This window comes from Aeromonas sp. 603607, from assembly GCF_049171595.1.
Taxonomy (GTDB): Bacteria; Pseudomonadota; Gammaproteobacteria; order Enterobacterales; family Aeromonadaceae; genus Aeromonas; species Aeromonas veronii.
The window spans coordinates 127,747-151,164 of sequence record NZ_JAAKOV010000006.1 but is presented as its reverse complement, the minus strand read 5'-3'; the positions used below and the strand labels follow the sequence as shown (position 1 = coordinate 151,164).

At 60.9% G+C, this 23,418-nt stretch carries 25 protein-coding genes; 8 read left to right on the top strand and 17 right to left on the bottom strand.

What is annotated here, in order from left to right:
• Window position 1: 1 nt before the first annotated feature.
• Window positions 2-2,482, top strand: a complete 2,481-nt coding sequence (gene torA, locus G5315_RS08230) for a trimethylamine-N-oxide reductase TorA (protein ID WP_236767348.1) — start codon at window positions 2-4, stop codon at window positions 2,480-2,482.
• A gap of 85 nt (window positions 2,483-2,567) precedes the next feature.
• Here torA and G5315_RS08225 read toward each other — a convergent pair whose 3' ends face one another.
• Genes G5315_RS08225 through G5315_RS08210 form a run of 4 tightly spaced genes read right to left on the bottom strand, consistent with a single transcriptional unit; the run spans window position 2,568 to window position 5,433 of the window.
• Window positions 2,568-3,029, bottom strand: coding sequence for a hypothetical protein (locus G5315_RS08225; protein WP_421332873.1), 462 nt, complete (start codon window positions 3,027-3,029; stop codon window positions 2,568-2,570).
• 41 nt (window positions 3,030-3,070) lie between these two features.
• Window positions 3,071-4,420 carry a sensor histidine kinase gene (locus tag G5315_RS08220; protein WP_421332872.1) on the bottom strand — a complete coding sequence of 450 codons (1,350 nt, stop codon included), beginning with the start codon at window positions 4,418-4,420 and terminating at the stop codon, window positions 3,071-3,073.
• Window positions 4,417-5,073 (bottom strand): response regulator transcription factor, encoded by a 657-nt coding sequence (locus G5315_RS08215; RefSeq protein ID WP_005341873.1) that lies wholly within the window; start codon window positions 5,071-5,073, stop codon window positions 4,417-4,419. The genes G5315_RS08220 and G5315_RS08215 overlap by 4 nt, the downstream gene beginning before the upstream one ends.
• Before the next feature lie 21 nt (window positions 5,074-5,094).
• On the bottom strand, window positions 5,095-5,433 hold the full coding sequence (locus G5315_RS08210; protein ID WP_139741269.1) for a PepSY domain-containing protein: 339 nt from the start codon (window positions 5,431-5,433) through the stop codon (window positions 5,095-5,097).
• 63 nt (window positions 5,434-5,496) lie between these two features.
• Between G5315_RS08210 and G5315_RS08205 the strand changes: the two genes are divergently transcribed.
• Window positions 5,497-5,745, top strand: a complete 249-nt coding sequence (locus tag G5315_RS08205) for a PepSY domain-containing protein (protein ID WP_041234022.1) — start codon at window positions 5,497-5,499, stop codon at window positions 5,743-5,745.
• Here the strand turns inward: G5315_RS08205 and msrQ are convergent.
• Both msrQ and msrP read right to left on the bottom strand, forming a co-directional pair.
• Complete coding sequence (msrQ, locus tag G5315_RS08200; RefSeq protein WP_421332871.1) at window positions 5,742-6,368, bottom strand: protein-methionine-sulfoxide reductase heme-binding subunit MsrQ; 627 nt, start codon at window positions 6,366-6,368, stop codon at window positions 5,742-5,744. The two genes, G5315_RS08205 and msrQ, sit on opposite strands and share 4 nt — an antisense overlap.
• Window positions 6,359-7,360 carry a protein-methionine-sulfoxide reductase catalytic subunit MsrP gene (msrP, locus tag G5315_RS08195; protein ID WP_421332870.1) on the bottom strand — a complete coding sequence of 334 codons (1,002 nt, stop codon included), beginning with the start codon at window positions 7,358-7,360 and terminating at the stop codon, window positions 6,359-6,361. The genes msrQ and msrP overlap by 10 nt, the downstream gene beginning before the upstream one ends.
• Before the next feature lie 367 nt (window positions 7,361-7,727).
• On the opposite strand from msrP, the gene G5315_RS08190 reads away from it, so the two are divergent.
• Window positions 7,728-8,210, top strand: a complete 483-nt coding sequence (locus G5315_RS08190; protein WP_005339809.1) for a DUF1097 domain-containing protein — start codon at window positions 7,728-7,730, stop codon at window positions 8,208-8,210.
• 1 nt (window position 8,211) lies between these two features.
• Here the strand turns inward: G5315_RS08190 and G5315_RS08185 are convergent, their stop codons facing one another.
• The 4 genes from G5315_RS08185 to G5315_RS08170 form a co-directional block, all read right to left on the bottom strand.
• A complete protein-coding gene (locus G5315_RS08185; protein WP_216952241.1) occupies window positions 8,212-9,492 on the bottom strand; it encodes a sigma 54-interacting transcriptional regulator in 1,281 nt (426 codons plus the stop codon).
• Window positions 9,489-10,007, bottom strand: a complete 519-nt coding sequence (locus G5315_RS08180) for a hypothetical protein (RefSeq protein WP_421332869.1) — start codon at window positions 10,005-10,007, stop codon at window positions 9,489-9,491. The genes G5315_RS08185 and G5315_RS08180 overlap by 4 nt, the downstream gene beginning before the upstream one ends.
• Entirely contained in the window at window positions 10,004-11,413 is a 1,410-nt protein-coding gene (locus G5315_RS08175; protein WP_421209119.1) for a sensor histidine kinase, read from the bottom strand. The genes G5315_RS08180 and G5315_RS08175 overlap by 4 nt, the downstream gene beginning before the upstream one ends.
• A gap of 103 nt (window positions 11,414-11,516) precedes the next feature.
• Window positions 11,517-11,609, bottom strand: coding sequence for a YnhF family membrane protein (locus G5315_RS08170; RefSeq protein ID WP_216952243.1), 93 nt, complete (start codon window positions 11,607-11,609; stop codon window positions 11,517-11,519).
• Between the two features lie 124 nt (window positions 11,610-11,733).
• Between G5315_RS08170 and G5315_RS08165 the strand changes: the two genes are divergently transcribed.
• A complete protein-coding gene (locus tag G5315_RS08165; protein WP_421263257.1) occupies window positions 11,734-12,309 on the top strand; it encodes a 2-amino-4-hydroxy-6-hydroxymethyldihydropteridine diphosphokinase in 576 nt (191 codons plus the stop codon).
• Here the strand turns inward: G5315_RS08165 and G5315_RS08160 are convergent.
• Window positions 12,235-12,939 (bottom strand): SDR family oxidoreductase, encoded by a 705-nt coding sequence (locus G5315_RS08160; RefSeq protein ID WP_421231100.1) that lies wholly within the window; start codon window positions 12,937-12,939, stop codon window positions 12,235-12,237. The two genes, G5315_RS08165 and G5315_RS08160, sit on opposite strands and share 75 nt — an antisense overlap.
• 162 nt (window positions 12,940-13,101) lie before the next feature.
• Between G5315_RS08160 and G5315_RS08155 the strand changes: the two genes are divergently transcribed.
• Window positions 13,102-13,506 carry a CBS domain-containing protein gene (locus G5315_RS08155; protein WP_421263258.1) on the top strand — a complete coding sequence of 135 codons (405 nt, stop codon included), beginning with the start codon at window positions 13,102-13,104 and terminating at the stop codon, window positions 13,504-13,506.
• Here G5315_RS08155 and G5315_RS08150 read toward each other — a convergent pair.
• Window positions 13,503-14,039 carry a DUF2301 domain-containing membrane protein gene (locus G5315_RS08150; protein ID WP_213388076.1) on the bottom strand — a complete coding sequence of 179 codons (537 nt, stop codon included), beginning with the start codon at window positions 14,037-14,039 and terminating at the stop codon, window positions 13,503-13,505. The two genes, G5315_RS08155 and G5315_RS08150, sit on opposite strands and share 4 nt — an antisense overlap.
• 87 nt (window positions 14,040-14,126) lie before the next feature.
• On the opposite strand from G5315_RS08150, the gene G5315_RS08145 reads away from it, so the two are divergent.
• A complete protein-coding gene (locus tag G5315_RS08145) occupies window positions 14,127-14,891 on the top strand; it encodes a substrate-binding periplasmic protein (protein ID WP_139741276.1) in 765 nt (254 codons plus the stop codon).
• Window positions 14,892-14,954: 63 nt separating this feature from the next.
• On the opposite strand, the gene asnC is transcribed toward G5315_RS08145, so the two are convergent.
• Window positions 14,955-15,416 carry a transcriptional regulator AsnC gene (asnC, locus tag G5315_RS08140; RefSeq protein ID WP_005339783.1) on the bottom strand — a complete coding sequence of 154 codons (462 nt, stop codon included), beginning with the start codon at window positions 15,414-15,416 and terminating at the stop codon, window positions 14,955-14,957.
• Window positions 15,417-15,570: 154 nt separating this feature from the next.
• On the opposite strand from asnC, the gene asnA reads away from it, so the two are divergent.
• A complete protein-coding gene (asnA, locus tag G5315_RS08135; protein WP_421332868.1) occupies window positions 15,571-16,563 on the top strand; it encodes an aspartate--ammonia ligase in 993 nt (330 codons plus the stop codon).
• 209 nt (window positions 16,564-16,772) lie between these two features.
• Here the strand turns inward: asnA and G5315_RS08130 are convergent, their stop codons facing one another.
• From G5315_RS08130 to rluD, 4 genes are all read right to left on the bottom strand, one after another.
• The gene (locus tag G5315_RS08130; protein WP_421332867.1) at window positions 16,773-17,597 is read right to left on the bottom strand and encodes an MBL fold metallo-hydrolase; all 825 of its coding nucleotides are present in this window, start codon (window positions 17,595-17,597) and stop codon (window positions 16,773-16,775) included.
• A gap of 60 nt (window positions 17,598-17,657) precedes the next feature.
• Window positions 17,658-20,231, bottom strand: a complete 2,574-nt coding sequence (clpB, locus tag G5315_RS08125) for an ATP-dependent chaperone ClpB (protein ID WP_139734462.1) — start codon at window positions 20,229-20,231, stop codon at window positions 17,658-17,660.
• 202 nt (window positions 20,232-20,433) lie between these two features.
• Window positions 20,434-21,171 carry a peptidoglycan editing factor PgeF gene (gene pgeF, locus G5315_RS08120; RefSeq protein ID WP_421332866.1) on the bottom strand — a complete coding sequence of 246 codons (738 nt, stop codon included), beginning with the start codon at window positions 21,169-21,171 and terminating at the stop codon, window positions 20,434-20,436.
• 212 nt (window positions 21,172-21,383) lie between these two features.
• Window positions 21,384-22,364: a 23S rRNA pseudouridine(1911/1915/1917) synthase RluD gene (rluD, locus tag G5315_RS08115; protein WP_227341786.1), complete on the bottom strand. Its 981-nt coding sequence runs from the start codon at window positions 22,362-22,364 to the stop codon at window positions 21,384-21,386.
• 117 nt (window positions 22,365-22,481) lie between these two features.
• Here rluD and G5315_RS08110 point away from each other — a divergent pair, with 117 nt between their 5' ends.
• On the top strand, window positions 22,482-23,237 hold the full coding sequence (locus G5315_RS08110; protein ID WP_421332865.1) for an outer membrane protein assembly factor BamD: 756 nt from the start codon (window positions 22,482-22,484) through the stop codon (window positions 23,235-23,237).
• Window positions 23,238-23,418 lie beyond the last annotated feature (181 nt).

The window sequence follows — 23,418 nt, the reverse complement described above, 5'->3', positions numbered from 1 at the left end:
TATGACTTTTTTCAATGACAAGAAGACCAATCTGTCCCGCCGCAACCTGCTCAAGGGGCTCGGCGCCTGCGCAGCCCTGCCCCTGCTCGGCGGTATTTTTCCCAAGAGTGCGCTGGCGCAAGCCATCAGCACCGCATTGAGCCAGTTCCCGACCCTGGTTCCCGCCCAGAAGGGCATTCTGACCGGCGCCCACTGGGGTGCTTTCGAGGCGATCGTCGAAGATGGCCGCATGGTGCGCGTCCAGCCGGTGGCCGATGATCCGGCGCCGAACGATCTCATCGACATGGCGCCGTTCCAGGTGCACGCCAAGAACCGCATCAAATACCCCATGGTACGCAAGAGCTGGCTGGAGCATGGCCCGGGCGCCAAGCCGGAGCTGCGCGGTGCCGACGAGTGGGTGCGAGTGAGCTGGGACAAGGCGATCGAACTGGTGGCCGGTGAAATCCAGCGCGTGCAGAGTGACTTCGGCCCGCAGGCGATCCACGCCGGTTCCTACGGCTGGAAGAGTGTCGGCATGTTCCACAACAGCCGCACCCTGCTGCACCGCCTGATGAACCTCTCCGGCGGTTTCACCGGTTATGCCGGTGACTACTCCACGGGCGCGGCCCAGGTGATCATGTCCCACGTGATGGGCTCCATCGAGGTGTACGAGCAGCAGACCGCCTGGCCGAATGTGGTGGAAAACGCCGAACTGGTGGTGCTGTGGGGGGTCAACGCTCAAGTAACTCTGAAGAACAGCTGGAACATGCCGGATCACGAAGGTCAGGCCGGCTTCATGGCGCTGAAAGAGAAGGGCACCCGCGTCATCAGCATCGACCCCATCTACAACGAGACCGCCAAGCTGGTCGGTGCCGAGTGGATTGCGCCGAACGCCTACACCGACGTGGCCATGATGCTGGGTGTGGCTCACACCCTCTACAGCGAGAAGAAGCACGATCAGGCTTTCCTAGATCGCTACACCGTCGGCTTCGACAAGTTTCTGGACTATCTGCTCGGCAAGGATGACGGCCAACCGAAGAGCGCCGAATGGGCGAGCAGCGTCTGCGGCGTCGATGCCAAGGTGATCCGCCAGCTGGCTCTCGACATGGCCGCCAAGCGCACCATGATCATGGCCGGTTGGGGCATGCAGCGTCAGCAGCATGGCGAACAGCCGAACTGGATGCTGGTGACCCTGGCTTCCATGCTGGGCCAGATCGGCCTGCCGGGCGGCGGCTACGGCTTCAGCTACCACTACTCCTCCGGTGGCAGCCCCACCGCCAAGGGCGGCATTCTGGCGGGTATCTCCGCCGGCAACGCACCGAAGAACAGCCCGGCACCGATCCCGGTGGCCCGCATTGCCGACTGTCTCGCCAACCCGGGCAAGACCATCGACTTCAACGGCCGCAAGGTGACCTATCCGGACATCAAGCTGGTCTACGTGGCGGGCGGCAACCCCTTCCACCACCATCAGGACACCAACAACCTGCTGCAAGCGTGGCGCAAGCCGCAGACAGTGATCGTTCACGAGCCCTACTGGACGGCGACTGCCAAGCACGCCGATATCGTGCTGCCGGTCACCACCAGCTACGAGCGCAACGATCTGGAGATGGGTGGCGACTACTCCCAGCGCTATGTCTTCCCGATGCATCAGTGCGTGCCGCCCCAGTTTGAAGCCCGCAACGACTTCGACATCTTCAGCGCCATCGCCGCCAAGCTGGGTGTGCAGGAGCAGTACACCGAAGGGAAGGACGAGATGCTGTGGCTCAAGCAGATGTACGACGGCATGGCGGCGCAGGCCCGTGGTGCCCGGGTAGCGCTGCCGCCGTTCAACATGTTCTGGGAGTCCAACAACTACATCCGCTTCCCGATCCCGGAGGCCAACCGCCAGTGGATCCGTCACGCCGATTTTCGCGAGAACCCGCTGCTCAACCCGCTCGGTACCCCATCCGGCAAGATCGAGATCTTCTCCAACACGGTAGCCGGGATGGGTTATGCCGACTGCGCCGGCCATCCCAAGTGGTATGAGCCCAAAGAGTGGGTGAAGAGCGAGGTGGCGGCGCGCTATCCGCTGTCGCTCAACACCTCCCACCCGACCCAGCGGCTGCACTCCCAGCTCGACAACACTCCGCTGCGGGACAAGTTCGCCATCGCCGACCGCGAGGCGATCATGATCCATCCGCTGGATGCCAAGGCTCGTGGTATCGCCCAGGGGGATCTGGTGCGTGCCTTCAACGAGCGCGGCCAGATCCTGGTGGGCGCCCTGCTCTCCGAAGATGTGCGCCAAGGGGTGGTGCGGATCTGCGAAGGGGCCTGGTACGACCCGGCCAAGCCGGGCGAAGCGGGCAGCATCTGCAAGAACGGCAACGTCAACTGCCTCACCTTCGACGAAGGCTCGTCCAGTCTGGCACAGGGCAACTGCGGCCACATGGCCCAGTTGCAGATCGAGAAGTACACAGGACCTGTGCTGGCCAACACCGCCCACGCGGTACCGGCCAACGGCTAAGGCGATTGCCACCCAATAAAAACGGCGCCATCAAGGCGCCGTTTCTTTATCTGTCTGCCAAAGAGCACACATAGTCCGGACAGATTTAAAAATCCCCCTCTTCCATATACTCCTGCGCGCACTCCACCAGCTGCGGCCACAGCTCTTCCGGCACCCAGGCGTCCGGGTCATCTTCATCGCCATCGTACTGGCTCCAGAAGTAACGGCGCAGACCGGAAGCAAAGTCGTCGCTGATCTCCGCCAGCTCCGAGAGTGGCCCCAACCAGGCGATGCGGCGCAAGCCGGAGGCGAGATCGTTGATAGCATCCATCAGGGTGCGATCGTCAAAGCTCTGCTCCACCAGCAGGGTGAAGCGCTCACGCGCCTGTTCAGTCTGCTCCTCGTCCAGCTCGCCCACATCGGCCAGCAGATCGGCATAATCTTCCAGCAGATAGGCAATCAGGCCATCCCGATCTTCAAACCACTGGATCTGGGCGCCCTTGACCCCCAGTACAGAGGCATCGAATGAATCGTCAAGATGGCACAGGGCCCACGGATCGTCGGTCATGGTTCTCTTCCTCAGGCTAAAACAAATGCCATATCTTATGCCTAGCTCTCGACCCTTGCCACCTTGGGCAACGAGAGGGAGGCGGCCAGCCCGCCCAGTTCGGCGCGGCCCATAATAAAGCTGCCTCGATAGGCTTCCGCCAGATCGGATACGATGTTGAGGCCGAGACCGGAACCCGGCACCTTCTCGTCGAGCCGCACCCCGCGCAGCACCGCCTTGGCGATCTGATCCTCGCTCATGCCGGGGCCGTCATCCTCGATACGCAGGGTGATCCAGCCCCCCAGCTCGGCGCTGGAGATACGCAGCTCGCTGGCTGACCACTTGAAGGCGTTCTCCAGCAAATTGCCCACCATCTCGTCGAAATCCTGCTCCTCCACCCCGACCGCCAGATTGGCGGGCACCTGCAGATCCACCGCCTTGCCCGGATAGAGGCGGGAGAAAGCGCGGCAGATATACTCCACCCGCGCCCGCACCGGGGTCGACACCCCGAGGATCTTGGCAGCGCCGGTCACCCGCGCCTTGCCGAGGTGATAGTCGATATGGCGCTGGATCTGGTCGAGTTGCTCGCCGATGGCGGCCTGATCCTCCGGCGGCAACTGTGCCACCTGATTGCGCATGATGCTGAGCGGCGTCTTGAGGGCGTGAGCAAGATTGCCGGTGTGGGCACGGGCCCGCTGCAGCAGCTCGCCGTAGTGGTGCAGCAGCCGGTTGATATCCTCCACCAGCGGCTGGATCTCCAGCGGATAGCGCAGCCGAAATCCCTCCTGATGACCCTCGTGAACCCGCCCCAGTTCACGGCGTAGCAGGTGCAGCGGCCGCAAACCGTAGACGATCTGGAACATGAAGCCGAGCACCAGACCGGCGGCGGCAAAACCGAGACCGAGGAACAGGCTGATGCGGGTTTTCTTCAGGGTCTGGATCAGGGTGCTGCTGTCCTTGGCCATCACCAGGGTAAAGACCCGATCCGAACCGGGCAACAGCACGGTACGGGTCATGATCAGCAGCGGCTCCTTGTTGGGTCCCTTGCCAAAAAAGAGGTCAGGATCGCCAAAGGCAGACTTGAGGCCATGGCTCACCAGATGGGTGTCCCACAGGGAGCGGGAGCGGCCCACCACATTTTCCCCCAGTTCCAGCTGCCAGTAGTAGCCGGAGTAAGGTTGGCTGAAACGGGGATCGGCCATCGGTTCGATCACCACAGGCAGACCACTCTTCTCCACCTCCAACCGGGAGAGCAGATCGTAGAGTTGCAGGCGCAAGCCGTCAGCCTCTGCCTCCTGCCAGTAGTTGCGCATCATGGTCTGCAGGCTGAAGCCGGTAGCGAACAGAAACAGCCCGCACCACACCAGCGCAATGGCAAGCAGCCGCCCCCGAAGGGTTCGGACCAACCTCATTCGTTGATCCGGTATCCGAGACCACGCACTGTCTCAATCAAGTCTGGATGGGTCTTCTTGCGGATCCGGCCGATGAACACCTCAACGGTGTTGGAGTCACGATCGAAATCCTGGGCATAGATGTGGTCGATCAGCTCGCTGCGCGATACCACCTTGCCCCTGTGCTGCATCAGATAACCCAGCACCCGGAACTCGTGGGCGGTCAGCTTGATGGGGGTCCCTTCGTACCACACCTGGGAGGCCGCCATATCGAGCCGCACCCCGCCAATCTCCAGAACGGAGCTGGCATTGCCGGCAGCCCGTCGCACCAGCGCATGGACCCGCGCCACCAACTCGGCCACCTGGAACGGCTTGGTGAGGTAGTCATCGGCACCGGCGTTTAGCCCCTCAATCTTCTCGTGCAGTTGGCCACGGGCGGTCAGCACCAGCACCGGCGTATCGATCCCCTTGCTGCGCCACTCCTTCAACACGCTCAGGCCATCGCGTCCAGGCAGGCCGAGGTCGAGAATGATGGCATCGTAGGGTTCGGTCTCGCCGAGAAAACCGGCCTCGTTGCCATCATGGCAGAGGTCGGTGACAAAGCCGGAGAGGCGCAACTGCTCAGCCAGCTGGCCGGCCAGGATTTTTTCATCTTCAACAATCAGAATTCGCATGAACAGATTTCCACTCTGGGGTTATTCATCATCCTCGATCGGAGAGACAGGCGGTTCGAACAGACGCTCCAGGTGGTGGCCCTTGGCCCACACCAGCTCAAGGTTGTCGGCCCGATAGGCTACCTTGATCACGCTGTTTTCCCGATCGATGACGCGCAGTTCATAGAGCCAGATACCATCCTCTTCTCCCAGATCCACCCGCAACACCCGTACCGGCAACCTGGCCGCCACCTCCATCATTTCATGGAAGGGCCGAACCCGTCCCTCATGGACAGCTTGCTGCAGCTGGGCTTCATCAGGCGTGACCGCCTGTGCCAGCACCGGCAGCAATAACCCGAGCAGAGGGAGCGCTCTATTCATGGATGATTCATCTCCAAAAACCTAACATAATGGCGTTTATAGTCTGCCAGCCATGAATCCGGAATGAATATGATCCCGCGCAGTTTCCTGCTGATCCTTTGCCTGTTGAGCGCCACAAGCTGGGCGGCACAGAGCCGTCTCGATATGGCCGGGCTGGTCAAACTCCTGCTGGCGCAAGGGTATCACGACATTCGGGAAGTGGAGCTGGAAGGGGACAAATTCGAGGTCAAAACCCTCAATCGCCAGGATCAGACGGTATATCTCATCGTCGATGCCTACACCGGCGAGATCAAACAACAAGAGGCCGATTAGGCCTCTTTTGCATTCCAGCGTCCCCGCATGGGGCGCAGCAGCTTCTCCCGTCTCGGCCAGAGCAGGGCGCAGGCCAGCAGCAGGTAGACGAGGGGCTCCCCCCAACCGCTCTTGAGCGACCACCAGTAGTGCACCGGCACCAGCAGGGCGATGGCATAGACCCAGTTGTGCAGCTTCTGCCATGCGGCGCCCATGCGGCGCTGCAATGCGGGCAGCGAAGTGATGCTGAGGGCGGCCAGCAGCAGCAATGCCACCATCCCCACCACTATGTAGCTGCGCTTGATCAGCTCGCCGCCAATCAGCCCCCAGTCAAACTGCAGATCCAGCCCCAGCCACGCCATGAAGTGGAGCAGCGCCCAGGCAAAACACCAGAGCCCGAGGGGGCGGCGCAGCTTGATGAGCTGCCCCTGCCGCCAGCGCTTGGCCAGCGGTGACACCAGCAGGGTGAGCAGCAGCAGGTTGAGCGCCCCCTTGCCGAGGTAGTGGATAAGCTCGGGCACCGGATCGCCCCCCAGCAGGCCTGCCGGAATGGCAAACCCCAGCCAGAGCAGGAAGCCGAGAGCGCCCAGATGCACCAGTGCCCGCAAGCCGTTGATATGGGCCGGTTTCAATCTCAGTACCATTGGCGCAGATCCATCCCCTGATAGAGCGAGGCGACTTCGTCACCATAGCCGTTGAACATCAGGGTCGGCTGACGCTTGGCGCCAAACACCCCGCCCTCGCCGATAAAGCGCTCGCTGGCCTGACTCCAGCGCGGATGATCCACCTGCGGGTTGACGTTGGCGTAGAAGCCATATTCGTTGGGAGCCAGCAGGTTCCAGGTGGTCGGCGGCATCTCCTCCACCAACCGGATCGAGACGATGCTCTTGATGCTCTTGAAGCCGTACTTCCACGGCACTACCAACCGGATAGGCGCGCCATTCTGGGCGGGCAGGGTCTTGCCGTAGAGTCCCATCGCAAGGAAAGAGAGAGGGTGCATCGCCTCGTCGATACGCAGCCCTTCGACGTAGGGATACTCGATGCCGCCCCCCAAACTGGAGGCCTGCCCCGGCAGCTGTTTCGGATCAAACAGGGTTTCGAAGGCGACAAACTTGGCACGACCGGTGGGCTCGGCACGGCGGATGATCTCCGCCAGCGAGATGCCATTCCAGGGCAGAACCATGGACCAGGCTTCGACGCAGCGCAGCCGGTAGATCCGCTCCTCCAGCTCGCTCTTGTTGATGAGATCCCACACATCGAGGGTAAAAGGCTTGGCCACCTCCCCCTCCACCTTGAGGGTCCAGGGTTCGGGCTTGAGGTAATGGCCGTTGCGAGCCGGGTCGGACTTGTCGGTGCCCAGCTCATAGAAGTTGTTGTAACTGGTGGCCTTCTCTTCCGGTGTCAGTACCAGATTGGCCGGGCGCTCGGCAGGCTTGCTGTTGAGCGGCTTGGTGGCTAACTGGGGAGCATCCTCTTTACCACGCAGCAGGTCGAGCACTCCGGCCTGAGTGGGAAACGCCAGAGTAGCCGCGCCCAGACCCAGCCCTTTGAGAATAAGGCGGCGGTCCTGATAGACGGCTTCCGGGGTGACATCCTGTTCGGTGAGGGGGTGGGCGGTACGACGCTTGATCAACATGAAAAGCTCCCGGGGCTGAGTGAGGCAGTATGGATAAGACCCGCCCCGGCAGATTTTTATTTCACACAAATTTACATCATGTGGTGCAGGGGCAGTGCCTTGGCCATGGTGCCGACCAGAAACAGGACTACGAACACCAGCAGGGGAACGATCACATTTGGCGCCATCAGACTCACTCCATGAGCAGGACAGGGCCTCTAACTATGGCCGACTGTCAGGCCGGTCACCAATGAATTTTTTTCGCGAGCGCAAGCGTATTCCTGAGTTGAAAAGGGTGATGAAGATCACACACAATTCGGCCCCCGCTTGCCGCCCCGATTGCCGGGGGTAGGCTGCCCATTTTGCGAAGCCAACTGAAGAGTCGCCCATGAGCCCACTGATCGCCATCGCCATCACCACTGGAATTCTCTCCGCCGTCTGGGGCTGGATTGCCGTCGCGTTCGGCCTTATCTCCTGGGTCGGCTTTCTCGGCTGCACCAGCTATTTCGCGTCAAGCGGTGGCTACAAGGCGCTGCTGCAGACCATCTTCTGCAACACCAGCGGCATGCTGTGGGCACTGCTGCTGATCCATGGCGATAGTCTGTGGGGAGCGGGTGTGGCGGGTTATGTGATGACGGGGGTGGTCGCAACCCTGATGTGCGTACAGGCCAAGCAGCAGTGGCTCGGCTACATTCCCGGCACCTTTGCCGGTTGCTGTGCCACCTTCGGGGCGGCTGGCGAGTGGCGGCTGATCCTGCCCTCCCTCATCATTGGCGCCTTGTTCGGTTACCTGATGAAGGCGAGCGGCCTCTGGCTCTCCCATAAAACCCAAAAAGCCGATGCCGCTCCGGCGGTGGTTGATCCCGCCTGATTTATCCCTTCGATTTGAAGTTTGCTGCTTCGATACCGTGCCGATTCAATAACTTGTAAAAATCGGTACGGTTTCTGCCCGCCAGGTTGGCCGCCAGAGTCACGTTGCCTTCGGTAGTGCGCAGCAAACGGATCAGATACTCCTTCTCGAATTCGGCACGAGCCTCGTTGAAGGAAGGGATGCCACCACCGCCGCCGCTCAGGGCGGACTCCACCATGGAGACCCCGATCACCGGGCTGCAACAGAGGCTGGCGAGTTGCTCCACCAGATTGCAGAGCTGACGCACGTTACCGGGCCAGGCAGCGGCGGCCAGCATCGCCAGCGCCTCCGGCGAGAAGCCCATGGCGGCGCAGTCGCTGTGGCGGCAGCGATAATCATCCAGCGCCTGTCTGGCCAGCAGCGGAATGTCTTCACTGCGGGCACTGAGAGACGGCAAGGTGATATTGGCGACGTTGAGACGATAGAAGAGATCTTCCCGAAAGCGTCCCTCCTCCATCGCCTTGACCAGATCCTGATGGCTGGAGCTGAGCACACGCACCTCCGGCGTGCCCTGGCCATACTCCTCCATCACCTGCAGCAGCTTGGCCTGCAAGGATTCCGACAGGCTGCCAATTTCGTCGAGAAACAGGGTCGCCCCCTTGGCCTGCTCGAACAGACCGGATTGGCCATCTTCACCAAACAGCTGCAAGTCGAGTGACGCCCACGGAATGGCGGCGCAGTTGATGGTATGGAGCGGCTTGTCGCGGCGCTGGCTGGCCTGGTGCAGCGCCTGCGCCATCGCCCCCTTGCCGGAGCCTGACGGCCCCATGATCAGTACCGGCACCTCCATGGTGGCGATGCTGTGAGCCTGGATCAGTAACTGTTCCAACTGGGGATTGCGGGTCAGGATCAGTGACTGCCACTCCTGCTGCTGTTTCGGCCGGGTCAGGCTGAGAGCATGCTCTATGGTGGCCAGCAGCTCATCCTTGTCAATGGGCTTGGTCAAAAAGCTGAAGACGCCGGAGCGGGTGGCCTGAATAGCGTCCGGTATGGTGCCGTGGGCAGTCATGATGATGACCGGCAGCCCCAACCACTGGGCCTGGATCCGCTCGAATAGAGCAAGGCCATCCATCCCCCCCATCCGCAAATCGCTCAACACCAGATCGGCCCGCTGCTGGCGCAGCCGATCAAGGGCTCCCTCCGCACTGTCGGCGGTATCCACCTCATAACCCTGACTGCGCAGCCGCATGCTCATCAGTTTGAGCAGGCTGACGTCGTCATCCACCAACAGGATCCGGCTCATGGTATAGCCTCACGATTCTCGTTCAGCTTGCGCTGGTTGAGCTGGTCATCGATGGCAGTCAGCTGCTCGATCTGACGACGCAGCCGCTGGATCTCCTGACTCTGATCATCACGCCGGCTGTCGCGAGCCAGCAACTGCTCTCCGAGAGCGATCCAGCTGCGCAAAAAAGCCTGTGCATCAAGACCCAGCTCGGGCAGCATCTGCTTCAGGCGCACCAGCCCGGCAGTACGATTGGCCACCGATTCGGCCGGGTGGGAATCCACCATCGCCAGACTGACCCGGCTCTCAAGATCTCCCGCCCCTTTCAGGCGTTGACGCTCCTGCACACGCTGCTGGGGATGGCTGGCCAGCAACCAGTCGGAGTATTGCAGACGTACCTGCATCTCCTTGTTGGCAAACTCCATCCGCTTGGCAAAAGCGATATCGGAGGTGTTCTGCTGCTCGTGCTGTGGCAGCAGGCCGCAACCCGCGAGCAACCCCATCATCAGGGCTGGAAATACGCGCTGTATCTTCATAGTTCTCTTTTCAACGTCAACCTGAAGCAGACATCTGCCTGTTCATCTCTTACCAGAACCAACTCACCTCCGAGGCTATGGGCAGACTCACGGGCGATAGAGAGACCCATACCAGAGCCTTTCAATACACCTTGCCGCACTGTACTGCCCTGTTCGAAGGGTTCAAAAATACGTTGCTGATCGGCAGCGGGGATCTCTGGCCCCTCGTTGGCTACCTCCAGCCAGCTTGTCTGTTCATCCTGCCCTGCCCTGATCCAGATATTGCCCCCGCTGGCGCCGTAACTGACTGCGTTGGAGAAGAGGTTATCGAGGATCAGTCTCAACCGGTAGGGCTCCGCCCACAGGGTAACCGGCCCGGTCGGCAAGTGTACACGGATCTGCTTGGACTCCAATGCCAACCGGTACTCGATGGTGAGTTCTGACAGCATGGGCAGCAGGGGGACGGGCTCCAGTTCGAAGGCCTCCTGCTGACTGAGCCGGTTGAAGTCGAGCAGCCGCTCGATCAGGGTCTGCAAACGCCGACTGCTCTCGTCCAGCATCTGGCAGATCTCCAGCTGATCCGGCGTCAACGGCCCGACCAGCTGCTCGCAGAGCAGATCCGACCCCTCCCGCAGCACCGCTAGCGGGGTCTTGAGCTCGTGGGAAACATGACGCAGAAACTGGTACTTTTGCTGCTCCAGCTCCTTGAGCTTGTCGTAAAGCCAGAGGATCCGCTCCCCCAGCAACACCAGCTCGGCGGGGCCATCTACCGGCCTTGGATCCGGCTCGACCCCCGCCCCTAGGCTCAAGATGCGCGACTCAATCTGTCGTACCGGGTGGATGATCAGGTAGGTGAAGATAAAGACCATCAGCAGGCTGAGCGCCGCTACAGCGCCGCTCACCCACCAGAGCTCCCTGGTCAGTCCGGCGATGGTGAGTCGCACCCGCTCCATGTGTTCGTCAACCCGGCTGCGGGTGACCATCTCAAGCTGCTTGTTGGCATCGTTAAACAGCTCTAGCTTGTCCCCCGCCACCGCAGCCTGGGCCAGCGCGGCATCCTGCAAGCTGTCGAGCCAGGCCAGCCCCTGATCGAGCCCCCTGTAGAGCTGACCGTCGGAGATAGAGCTGCGATGTTCTGCCAGCAACACCCGATACCCGTCGAGTTGCTGCTGGTAGCTGGTGAGGCTGCGGCGATCACCCAGCACCGCGAAGCGGCGCAAGGTGCGTTCGATATCGATGGCCTGCGCCGTCAGCAGGGTGGCGCGGCGGGTATCCTTGACCGCCCGCTCCATCTCGTCGCTGGTGAGTTGGCTGAGGTGGGCAAGGGAGGTGCTGTTGTGCCAGATCATGCCGCCCAGCGGCATCAATACCAGCACGAATCCCATCAATACCACCTGCAGCAGGGAGCGTGGGCGAACCTTGGTCATCATCTCTTCTCTTGCGTTCTCACCGGTGCGCCAGCATAGCTGCACCGCCCAGAAAAACAAAACCGGCCAACAGGCCGGTTTGGATTATCTGGATTGTGGTGATTCACGCCAACGCGACAGAGGCCAGACAGATAATCATGATCAGCGCCAGCGCACCCGAAGCGGTCAACAGCGCCCATTTCAGCTCCACACTCATGCAAACCTCCTTTCTGCCAATCAGTGCCGGATCACAATAGATAAGACAATGTTAAGCCATAGTTAATCCGATAACCGTGAGCTGCGTATACATTTCAGATGAGCCCAACCCCGGGAAGGTGAGCATGTTCTATCTGTGTAGCATTGGTTCCAATATTGACCCGCATATCCATGTCAGCCGCGCGCTGGCCGAGCTGTTTGAGAACGTCGGTCCCCTTCGGCTGAGTTCGGTGATCCTCACCAAGCCGGTGGGAATGCACTCCAGCCACGACTTTCTCAACTGCCTGCTGGTGGTGGAGAGCCCGCTCGATGCCGCCCGCCTCAAGCAGCACTTTGTCGCCCTCGAGGTGGCTCACGGCCGTGATCGCAGCGATCCGCTCTGCAAGGTGCACGACCGGCCACTCGACATCGATATTCTGGCCAGCAACAGGAGCGGTGACTTTGCCTCGGCAGAGGTCGATTCCTATCTGGCGGAGCTGCTGGCAGAGCTCTACGGCCATGGCGAGGTGCATGACCCCAAGGTGGCGCTGCAAGTGACGCTCCCCGCCCAGTCGGGCAAGCTAAAACCCGGCAAGGGCTTGCTGACCCGGCAGGTCGGGCTGGGGCCGCTGGTGCTCGGCAACCCCTCAGAGGTTGGCCAGAGCACGCCCGCCATCTACCTTGATGCTGGCACCCGTCATATAACTGTTCCCCACCAGTAGCTGCACCGCCTGCCAGATGGGCTCCAGTCCCCCCTCCCGCGCCAGCGGCGTTTTCGCCAACACCTGCTGGCGCCAGCTCTCGTCATGTTCATCGAGAAACAGGATCGGCCCTGGCTCTATGGTGTTGACCCGAACCGTGGGCGCCAGCTCGCGGGCAAAGCTCATGGCCAGCGAATGGGCTCCCGCCTTGGTGGCCACATAGCTGGCAAAACGGGGGGCCGGGGCATGGATATAGATATCGGTGATGTGAATGATGCTGGCGTTGGGGTTGCTGGCAAGCTGAGGGGCCAGCGCCCGGTTAAGCTGGAAGGGGGCCGCCATGTGTACCCGGTAGAACTGCTCGAACTGGGCCAGTTGCGCCGCCGGATCAGTTGCCTGAGGTTCGAAAGCAGAGGCGTTGTGGATCACCAGCGCCAGATCCTGATGGGCAGCCAGCACATCGATCAGCTTGCCAACGTCCTCTTCCCGGCCAAAATCCGCCTGCACCAGTTCGACCCCCAATGCCGCCAGCGTGGCCAGCTCCGGCCGCTCGCTGCGATAGCTGCCCGTCACCTGCCAACCCGCTGCCACCAGCTGTTCACAGAGATAAAATCCGAGTCGACGGCCACAGCCCGTTACCAATGCACGCATATGATCTCCTTTCCCTTTCATGGTCTTGCATGAACGAAGCCCGCCTGCCAGCGGATCACCGCCGATGGCCGGTGCCTATCAATCTCTGCGGCACAAGCCATTGGTCGCGGGCCACCCACCCGCGTCATAGTGGCGGCATCCCCCTCTTGCGGAGTCACCACCATGCTGAAAGTACACCACCACATGGGTCGCCTGACCCACTCCCTCACTGCCGGACTCGGCCTGGCCGAGGCGCTGGATCGCCTGCATCAATCGGGTCTTGGCGGCCTGCCGGTGCTGGATGAGCAAAAACGGCTTATCGGCTTTCTTTCCGAACAAGACTGCATTCCCAGCCTGCTCACCGGCAGCTACCACTGCGATACCCGCACCAGGGTGGAGGATCTGATAAACCGCTCGCCCCTCTCGGTCGGGCCGGATGAGAGCATTCTGGATCTGGCTCGCCAGATGGCCGATGCCAAGCCCAAGATCTACCCGGTGCTGCAACAGGGCAAGGTGATCGGCATCATCAGCCGCCGTCAGGTGATGCAGGCCCTCAACCAGCAGATGAAGGTGTGCCAGCAGACCTAGATCTGGTAACGCCCCTTGTCACCGATATCGAAGTGCAGGGGCATCCGCCACTTGGCCAGCGCCAGCAAGGTCAACAGGGCCCCGCATACCAGCGCCACCAATGCGGCGGCCCACTCCACCCGCAACCACTCCAGCAGCCATAACGCCGGCAGCAAAATGGGCACCAGTTTGATGCCGGGAATCGAGAAGCAAAACTGCTCCTTGAACGCCAGCCCGGAGAGGGTCGCCAAGGCCGCTCCCAGCACCAGCGCATCCGGCGCTCCTACCGCAGCCAGGGCCAGCGCGCCCCAACCAAATCCCTGCAGAATCAGGCGAATCCGCTTGTCGTAGATATGCAGCGAGAAGCCGCAGATTGCGCTTGCCACTGCCAGCGACATCAACCATTGTGCCGACGGAAGCAGTGCCATCCCGCTCAGCAGCGCCGCACCGCGGCAAAGCAGCAACAGGGCAGCCGCACTCAAGCCAAGGCGGTAGAGCGAGACGGTCAACTTGTCGATCCCGTCCAGCGGGCTCTCGATTTCAGGATTTGCCATAAACAGTCGCTTCTAACGGATCAGGTGCCATCCAATATACTGGAATCAGGTCTTGGAATATCTTCAAACGGGCTCAGGAGACGTAGTTTGCGTGTGATCCCCCTGTTTTGGTTGCTGTTTCCACTCGGATTGCCCGCCAAAGAGCTGGTGATCTGCGGCACCATGGAGCCCCCGCTCAAGTTTCTCGATGCCGATCAGAAACCCCGCGGACTCGATATCGACATCGTCACCGCCATCTTCGACAAGCTGGAGACGCCCTTTCGGATCGAGCTGGCCGACTCCGGCGCCCGCCTCACCCGTAATGCCGAAACCGGCGCCTGCGACCTGGTGATGACCCACTCCTACAAGGCGGAGCGGGAGAGTTATCTCATCTATCCCCAACAGGCCCATCTTCGCCACAGCTGGCACTTCTTCGTGCGTAAGGCGGACCTGATGAAGATCCGCTACGAAACGCTGGCCGATCTCAAACCCTGGCGCATCGGGGTAACTAAGGATTTCTCCTACACCCCTGAACTGGCAGCGGCCATGACCGACCCGGCCTATCAGTTTCAGGAGATCACCATGAACCAGCTGCAACTGCGCAAACTGCTGGCCGGACGCATCGATACCGTGCCCATGCCGCTGGTCACCGCCTTCACCCAGATCAAGGAGGAGGGGCTGACGGGCAAGGTCGATTACCTGCCCAAACCGCTCAAGAGCAGCCCCTACTTCAACACCTGGGCCCGCGCACGAGCGGATGCACAGACCCCAGCTCTGATGGCCGCCTACGATGCCGAACTGCTGCGCATGAAGCGCAACGGCAGCCTCAAGGCCCTCTACGACAAGTACGCCATCCCCTATATCGAACCCTGATCAAGGGGTCAGGGTTTCGCACGGGAGATGGATCTCTACGCCCTACCCCTTATACAACCCACCTCAAGGCTTCACATCCCGCAGGATAGGGTTTTGCAGCGAGATCAGGGTTTCAGTGGACTGGATCTCGTCGATGGTCTGGATCTTGTTGATCAGCACTATCTGCAGCTCGTCGATGGAGCGGGTCATCACCTTCATGAAGATGCTGTAGTGGCCGGTGGTGTAGTAAGCCTCCACTACCTCGTCCAGCGCCTGCAGCTTGGCCAGTGCCGAGGGATAATCCTTGGCACTCTTCAGATTGATCCCGATAAAGCAGCAGACGTCGTAACCCAGCTTCTTGGGGTTAACCTGCACCCGTGTCCCCTCGATGATCCCCGCCTGTTTCATCTTCTCCACCCGCACATGGATGGTGCCCGGGCTGACCGCCAGTTGTTTCGCAAGTTCGGCGTAAGGGATCCGCGCATTCTCCATCAGAGCGGTGAGGATGGCCTGATCGAGATTATCGATCCGGTAATTTTCCGGCATTTTTTTGCACTCCCATTGACGATACCTCATTAAATAACGGCTTATTTTGAAGAAAAAAACACACAAAACCTATTTCTATTATCGAATATTGAATTTAGCTGGCATTCCGTTGAAGAATCACCACATCCAACGGGGTTTGAAACAGGAATTCAGCATGAAACAGCACTACATTCGCAGCCAACAGCAGATCAGCTTCGTCAAAGAGATGTTCTCCCGCCAACTCGCCCAGCAACTGGGTCTGATGGAGGTGCAAGCCCCCATTCTGAGCCGGGTCGGTGATGGTACTCAGGACAACCTCTCTGGCCACGAGAATGCAGTGAAGGTCAAAGTAAAAACCCTGCCGGATCACAGCTACGAAGTGGTCCATTCACTGGCCAAATGGAAGCGCCAGACCCTGGGTCGCTTTGGTTTCGGCCCGGGCGAAGGGATCTACACCCACATGAAGGCACTGCGTCCGGATGAAGACAAGCTCACCCCTATCCACTCGGTCTACGTGGATCAGTGGGACTGGGAGAAGGTGATGCCGAGCGAGCGCCGCGATCTGGCCTATCTGCAGGAAACCGTGCGCGGCATCTGGGCCGCCATCAAGGCCACCGAGCGCGCAGTCTGTGCCGAGCATGAACTGACCCCCTTCCTGCCGGCGGAGATCCAGTTCCTGCACAGTGAAGAGCTGCTGGCCCGCTACCCGGATCTCGATGCCAAGGGGCGCGAGCGGGCCATCGCCAAAGAGCTGGGGGCCGTGTTCCTGATCGGCATCGGCGGTGCCCTCTCCCACGGCGAGCGCCACGATGTGCGTGCCCCGGACTACGACGACTGGAGCAGCCACAGCGAGCTGGGACTGGCAGGTCTGAACGGCGACATTCTGGTGTGGAACCCGGTACTGCAAGACAGCTTCGAGATCTCCTCCATGGGGATCCGGGTCGATGCCGAGGCACTGCGCCGCCAACTGGCCATCACAGGCGACGAGGATCGCCTGCAGTACGACTGGCATCAGGATCTGCTGGCAGCACGGATGCCGCAAACCATCGGCGGCGGCATCGGCCAATCCCGTCTGGCCATGCTGCTGCTGCAAAAAGAGCATATCGGTCAGGTGCAGGTCGGTGTCTGGCCGGCCGAGATGAAAGCCGCCGTGCAAGGCATGCTGTAACGAATGAAGGCCATGCCGGCGTCATCGCGCGGGCATGGCAACAGGCAGGTGGCCGTCGGGGTTGAGCGAGCGCATCCCCAGCAGGCTGTAAGAAGCGAGGCCAGCAGTGGCCGCGCTTCGCAATCGGGGGCTTGCCCCTGCGACCCGCTCAACCCACGCCAGGTCGCGTCACTACATTCCTCCCGGCAATCTTCGGATTGCCGTTTTTTTTACGCCGAAAAACTGTGCTCAAAACCCGCCCCGATCTGGCGCTGGCGCGGCAACCCCGCCTTTCTGCTGCCAGTGCAGTGGCAGGCAAACAACAGCTCTACCGCCTCTGCCTGCAGATAGGTACCGAGCGCCACCGCCCGCTGTGGGCCGGAAAACTTCAGGTGCAGGCCGCCGATGACGGCGTGGATCCGCTCGTCACCACACACCTCCTTGGCCCACTCGACGATGTTCTCGACCCCGGCGTGACCGCAGCCGATAAAGACGATAAGGCCCTTGGAGCTCTTAAAAGCCAGTGCCGAGTCGTCGCTGATGAGGTCTTTCTCCACCCGCCCACCCCGCACTATGTAGCCGAGCAGCGAAGGCGCAGCCCGGTCGCGCCGCACAATGCTGCCGAGGAACACCAGACGATCCGAGAGCCACACCGGCTCGGCTGAGCAGTGGGGAAGCAAGCCTCTGGCCGGCAGCGACTCCCGAGCCAGCGCCCCCGACAGGCGATAGAGGTTGCGTCGCCAGAAGGGCAGCGACAGGAAGTAGCCCCGCTCGCAAAACACGTCCGGACAGGCGATGAGCGGGATGGGTCTTGGATAGACGGGCAGCGAGCCGACCCCGCCCACATGGTCATAATGACCGTGGGAGAGCACCACATGGGTGAGCGAGGCGAGATCGATCCCCATCACGGCGGCGTTGTGGCACAGCGCCCGGCCACGGCCGCTATCAAACAGCACCCTGAGGCCGTCACACTCCAGCAGCAGCGCCAACCCTCGCTCGGGCAGACAGCCTGGCAGATGAACGTCGTCATCCACCAGCACGGAAAACTTCAGCATCTCGCTTCCCCTGAAAACAAAACGCAGGCACAAGGCCTGCGTTTTTCATCGACAATCCCATTACTGGGTCATGGTGAGGCCGTTGCTGTCGGCTCCCAGCAGCAGTTTCTTGCCGGGAACGATGCGACCGGAGAGCAGCGCCTGCGCCAGCGGGTTCTCCACCTTCTGCTGGATCGCCCGCTTGAGGGGTCGTGCCCCGTAGACGGGGTCGAACCCGGCATGCACCAGCTTCTCGAGCAGCGCTTCGCTCACCTCCACCTCGTAACCCTGAGCCTCCAGACGGCCCATCAGGCTCTTGAGCTGGATCCGGGCGATGGACTTGATGTGCTCCTCGCCGAGTGGATGGAACACCACGGTCTCGTCGATCCGGTTGATAAACTCCGGCCGGAAACTGCGGGTCAGCACATCCATCAGCATGGCCTTCATCTCGTCGTAATCCTTCTCGGAGTGGTGCTCCTGAATCAGATCCGACCCGAGGTTGGAGGTCATGATCACCACCGAGTTGCGGAAATCGACGGTGCGACCCTGACCATCGGTCAGGCGGCCATCATCAAGCACCTGCAACAGGATGTTGAACACATCCGGATGTGCCTTCTCCACCTCGTCCAGCAGGATCACCGAGTAGGGACGACGGCGCACCGCCTCGGTCAGATAACCACCCTCTTCATAACCCACGTATCCGGGAGGCGCCCCCACCAGACGGGCCACGCTGTGTTTCTCCATGAACTCCGACATGTCGATCCGCACCATGGCATCCTGGGTATCGAACAGGAACTCGGCCAGCGCCTTGCACAGCTCGGTCTTGCCCACCCCGGTGGGCCCCAGGAACAGGAAGGAGCCGATGGGGCGGTTAGGGTCGGAGAGACCGGCACGGGAGCGACGAATGGCGTTGGAGACCGCATCGACCGCCTCTTCCTGACCAATCACCCGGCTGTGCAGCTGATCTTCCATCCGCAGCAGCTTGTCGCGCTCCCCTTCCAACATGCGGGCGACCGGAATACCGGTCCAGCGGGCCAGGACGTCTGCGATCTCCACATCGGTGACCCGATTGCGCAGCAGACTGGTCTCCTGCATCTCGGCTTGAGTGGCGAGATCCAGCTGCTTCTCCAGCTCCGGAATGCGGCCGTACTGCAGCTCGGACATCCGGCCCAGGTCGCCTGCGCGGCGCGCCACATCGAGATCCTGACGGGCCTGCTCCAGCGCAGCCTTGATATGCTGGGTGCCGGCGAGGGCGGCCTTCTCGGCCTTCCACACTTCGTCCAGCTCGTTGTATTCCCGATCCTTCTCACCAATCTCCTGATTGATCAGCTCCAGACGCTTGCGGCTGGCGTCGTCGTCCTCTTTCATCAACGCCTGCTGCTCCAGCTTGAGCTGGATGATGCGCCGCTCGAGGCGATCGAGCGCTTCCGGCTTGGAGTCGATCTGCAACCGGATGCTGGCTGCCGCCTCGTCGATGAGATCGATGGCTTTGTCCGGCAGCTGGCGATCTGCAATGTAACGGTGCGACAGCTGGGCCGCAGCCACGATGGCGGGGTCGGTGATCTGCACATGGTGGTGCAGCTCGTAACGCTCCTTCAGACCGCGCAGGATGGCAATGGTGTCTTCGACTGTCGGCTCTTCCACCAGCACCTTCTGGAAGCGACGCTCCAGCGCGGCATCTTTTTCGATGTACTGACGGTACTCATCCAGGGTGGTGGCGCCGACGCAGTGCAGGTCGCCACGGGCCAGCGCAGGTTTGAGCATGTTGCCCGCGTCCATTGCCCCTTCGCCCTTGCCGGCGCCGACCATGGTGTGCAGCTCGTCGATAAAGAGGATGACGTTGCCCTCCTCCTTGGCGAGATCGGTCAGCACGGCCTTGAGCCGCTCTTCAAACTCGCCGCGATACTTGGCGCCGGCCACCAGCGCCCCCATGTCCAGCGACAGCACCCGCTTGTTCTTGAGCCCTTCCGGCACTTCGCCGTTGATGATGCGCTGGGCCAGCCCCTCGACAATGGCGGTTTTACCGACACCGGGAGCACCGATCAGCACGGGGTTGTTCTTGGTACGGCGTTGCAGTACCTGAATGGTACGGCGGATCTCGTCATCACGGCCGATCACCGGGTCAAGTTTGCCGATCTCGGCCCGCTCGGTCAGATCGATGGTGTACTTCTCCAGCGCCTGACGGTTCTCCTCGGCGTTGGCATCTTCCACCTTCTTGCCGCCACGCACCTTGTCGATGGCCGCTTCCAGTTTCTCCTTGGTCAGCCCTTGGGCGCGCAACAGCTCGCCCAGCGTACCCTTGTCGTCGAGGGCAGCCAGCACGAACAGTTCGGAGGAGATGAACTGATCCTTGCGCTGCTGGGCCAGTTTGTCGCAGACGTTGAGCAGGCGGCCGAGGCCGTTGGAGAGCTGCACGTCCCCTTCTACGCCGCTCACGCGCGGCAGGCGATCCAGCTCCTCGCCAAGGCGGGAGCGCAGGGCGTTGATATCCATCCCGGTCAGGGTGAGCAGCGGACGGATAGAGCCGCCATCCTGATTGACCAGTGCGGTCATCAGGTGAACGGGTTCGATGAATTGGTGGTCACGACCCAGCGCAAGAGACTGGGCATCGGAAATAGCAATCTGGAATTTGCTGGTAAGGCGATCGAGGCGCATTGCACTCCCCCTTCAAACAGGCAGACGCCGCTTACGCGGCAAACAACATAACTTTCTGAGATGAAAGATGAGGCCCGTACGGGCTATTTCAAGGGCATGGGCTGGTTATTTTTTCTGCAAAGCGGGGAGAGGGCAGGATCACCGCCTCTCTCATACGGATCTGTTCTTGAGAGAGACGGGCTATTACTTGGCGGGTGATTGCTTAGCGGGCCAACCAGATGAGGGAGGCCATCCGGCCGGTCTGACCGTCGCGACGATAGGAGTAGAACTGCTCGCTATCGCTGAAGGTGCAGTATTCGCCGCCATAGACGGCGGTAACGCCAGCACGGGCGAGGCGCAACCGCGCCAGCTGGTAGATATCCGCCAACCATTTGCCATCGTTGGACGAAGGGACGAACGCCGCTTCTGCTTCAGCCTGCTCAGCCATAAAGGCTTCGCGCACCTCGCCACCCACTTCAAACGCTGTGGGGCCGATGGCCGGGCCCATCCAGGCCAGGATCTCGCCCGGCTCGCAACCCATGACGGCGATGCTCGCCTCCAGCACGCCCTCTTTCAGTCCACGCCAGCCTGCGTGGGCCGCTGCGACCACGGTACCGGCCCGATCGCAGAACAACACCGGCAGACAGTCAGCAGTCATCACGATGCAGGCCTGCTCCGCCTCATGGGCGCAGGCAGCATCAGCATCCGGCGCCTGCTGATAATGGCTGCTGACCTGATGAACCACGGTGCCGTGCACCTGATTAAGCCAGTTGAGGGGCCCCGGGATGGCAACCGCCTGCTGCAGCCGGGCCCGATTGGCCTCGACTCGCACCGGTTCGTCACCCACGTGGGCCCCCAGATTGAGGCCGGTAAAGACCCCTTCACTTACTCCGCCATCCCGGGTGGTCGAAAGGGCACGGACGCACGCTGGTGCCGGCCAGTCGGGTTCAAGCCATTTCATTGCTCACTCCTTCACGCTCTATCGTTCAAATGGAAACGGGGCGCTTGGCTGCAACCAGTCAAGACGCCCCGTTTCAAGGTTCTGTGTGCTACGCGCTGTATCGGCGGGTTACGGCAGAAGTTGTCGCAATACCGCCAGATTCATCACCCTTTCCAGACCAGCTCGTCCAGGTTGGCGAGGGCTATTCAGGAGTGCAGTGCCTCAATCAAGCACTATTTCCAGACCAATTCATCCGGATTGGCGAGGGTGTCGGCACGCAGCACCTCCATCAGCGCCACCATGTCTTGCGGCGTGGGGGAGTGCCACTGCATCACTTCACCCGTGATGGGATGAGCCAGCTGCAGCATGGTGGCGTGCAGCGCCTGACGATGGAAGTTGCGCAGCGCCTCGGTCAGCTCGGGGGTCGCGTTGCGCAGCGGGCGCAGACGGCCACCGTAGGCGGGATCCCCCACCAGCGGGTGTTTGATGTGCGCCATGTGGACACGGATCTGGTGGGTACGGCCGGTTTCCAGACGCAGACGCAGACGGGTGTGGCCACGGAACTTCTCGTGCACCCGGTAGTGGGTCACAGAGGGGCGGCCATTGGGCACCACGGCCATATGGGTACGCTGGGTCGGGTGACGGCCTATGGGCGCATCAACCGTACCACCTGCGGTCATGTGACCGATGGCGATCGCTTCGTACTCACGGGTGATCTGGCGCGCCTGCAACGCTTCCACCAGATGGGTCTGGGCGGGTACGGTTTTGGCAACCACCATCAAACCTGTGGTGTCTTTATCCAGACGATGCACGATACCGGCGCGGGGTACCTCGGCAATGCCGGGGTAGCGGTGCAGCAGGGCGTTGAGGATGGTGCCATCCGGCGTGCCTGCGCCCGGGTGAACCACCAGACCGGCTGGTTTGTCGATCACCAGAATGTGTTCATCTTCATAAACGATGTTGAGCTCGATATCCTGGGCATCCCAGCGAGTATCATCTTCCAGCTCGACATTCACATGCACCTGCTGCCCGGCCAAAATCTTCTCGCGCGGGGTGTTGGCAACCTGACCGTCCAGGGTCACTCTGTCCTGTAAAATCCACTCCTTGATGCGGGTGCGGGAGTAGTCTGGAAACAATTCGGCCAGGGCCTGGTCGAGTCGCTGCCCGAATTGGTGATCCTGGAATTCGCCTGTCAGTTCAATATGCTGGCTCATGTATGGTCTCTTGAGCGGGGGGTATCAATTCGAAATAATCCGGGTATTCTAGCTTTTCTTTTAGCCAAGCATAACGGATACTTTGCCAATTTCGTGGAAATGGACCGGATGTTGTTGATGGGAAAGAAGTCTCACCTGCTGATGTCGTTCGCCTTGGTCGCTACCTTGATCACAGGCTGTTCCAGCACCAAACCCAAGGTACCCGACGAACCGCCGGAGACCCTGTACCAGAAAGCACGCCTCAAACTGGACGTTGGCAATTACGTGCAAGCCACTGAATTACTTGAGGCTTTGGACTCTCGCTACCCGTTCGGCGCCTACTCTAACCAGGTACAGCTTGACCTCATCTATGCCTACTACAAGCAGGATGATACCGCTCAGGCGATCGCCAATATCGACCGTTTTATCCGCCTCAATCCGGCGCATAAAAATATCGATTACGTATTCTATATGCGCGGCCTGACCAACATGGCGGCGGATTACAACTTCTTCCAGAGCCTGTTCGGTATCGGTCGTGACGACAAAGACCCGGCTTATGCCCGTCAGGCATTCCAGGATTTCAAGACCCTGCTGCAAAACTACCCCAACAGCGTCTATGCCGCCGATGCCCGCGCTCGCATGATTGGCCTGAAGAATCGTCTGGCCCGATATGACCTGAGCGTGGCCGAGTATTACGTGAAGCGTGATGCACTGGTCGCGGCCGCCAACCGGGCCAAGCTGATTGTCGAGACCTACCCCGACACAGCCGAAACCGAGAAGGCACTGGAGATCATGGTCGAGTCTTACGACGCCCTGAAGATGCCGCAGCTGGCCAAGCATGCCCGCGAAGTGCTGGCCAAGAACTACCCGGAGAACCGCCTCGGCCGTGGCTGAGTGATACGGATAAACCGGTAATAAAAAAACCGATGCCAAGGCATCGGTTTTTTTATCTTTGCAATCCACCAATCCGGCTGGGTGAAGTTCCTGCAACCCATAGCGGTCGCGGCCCCTCACACCCCATCTATCCCATTCATTAGCCACCTGCGAGATGGCCGCATCGTGAAGTTCGCTTATC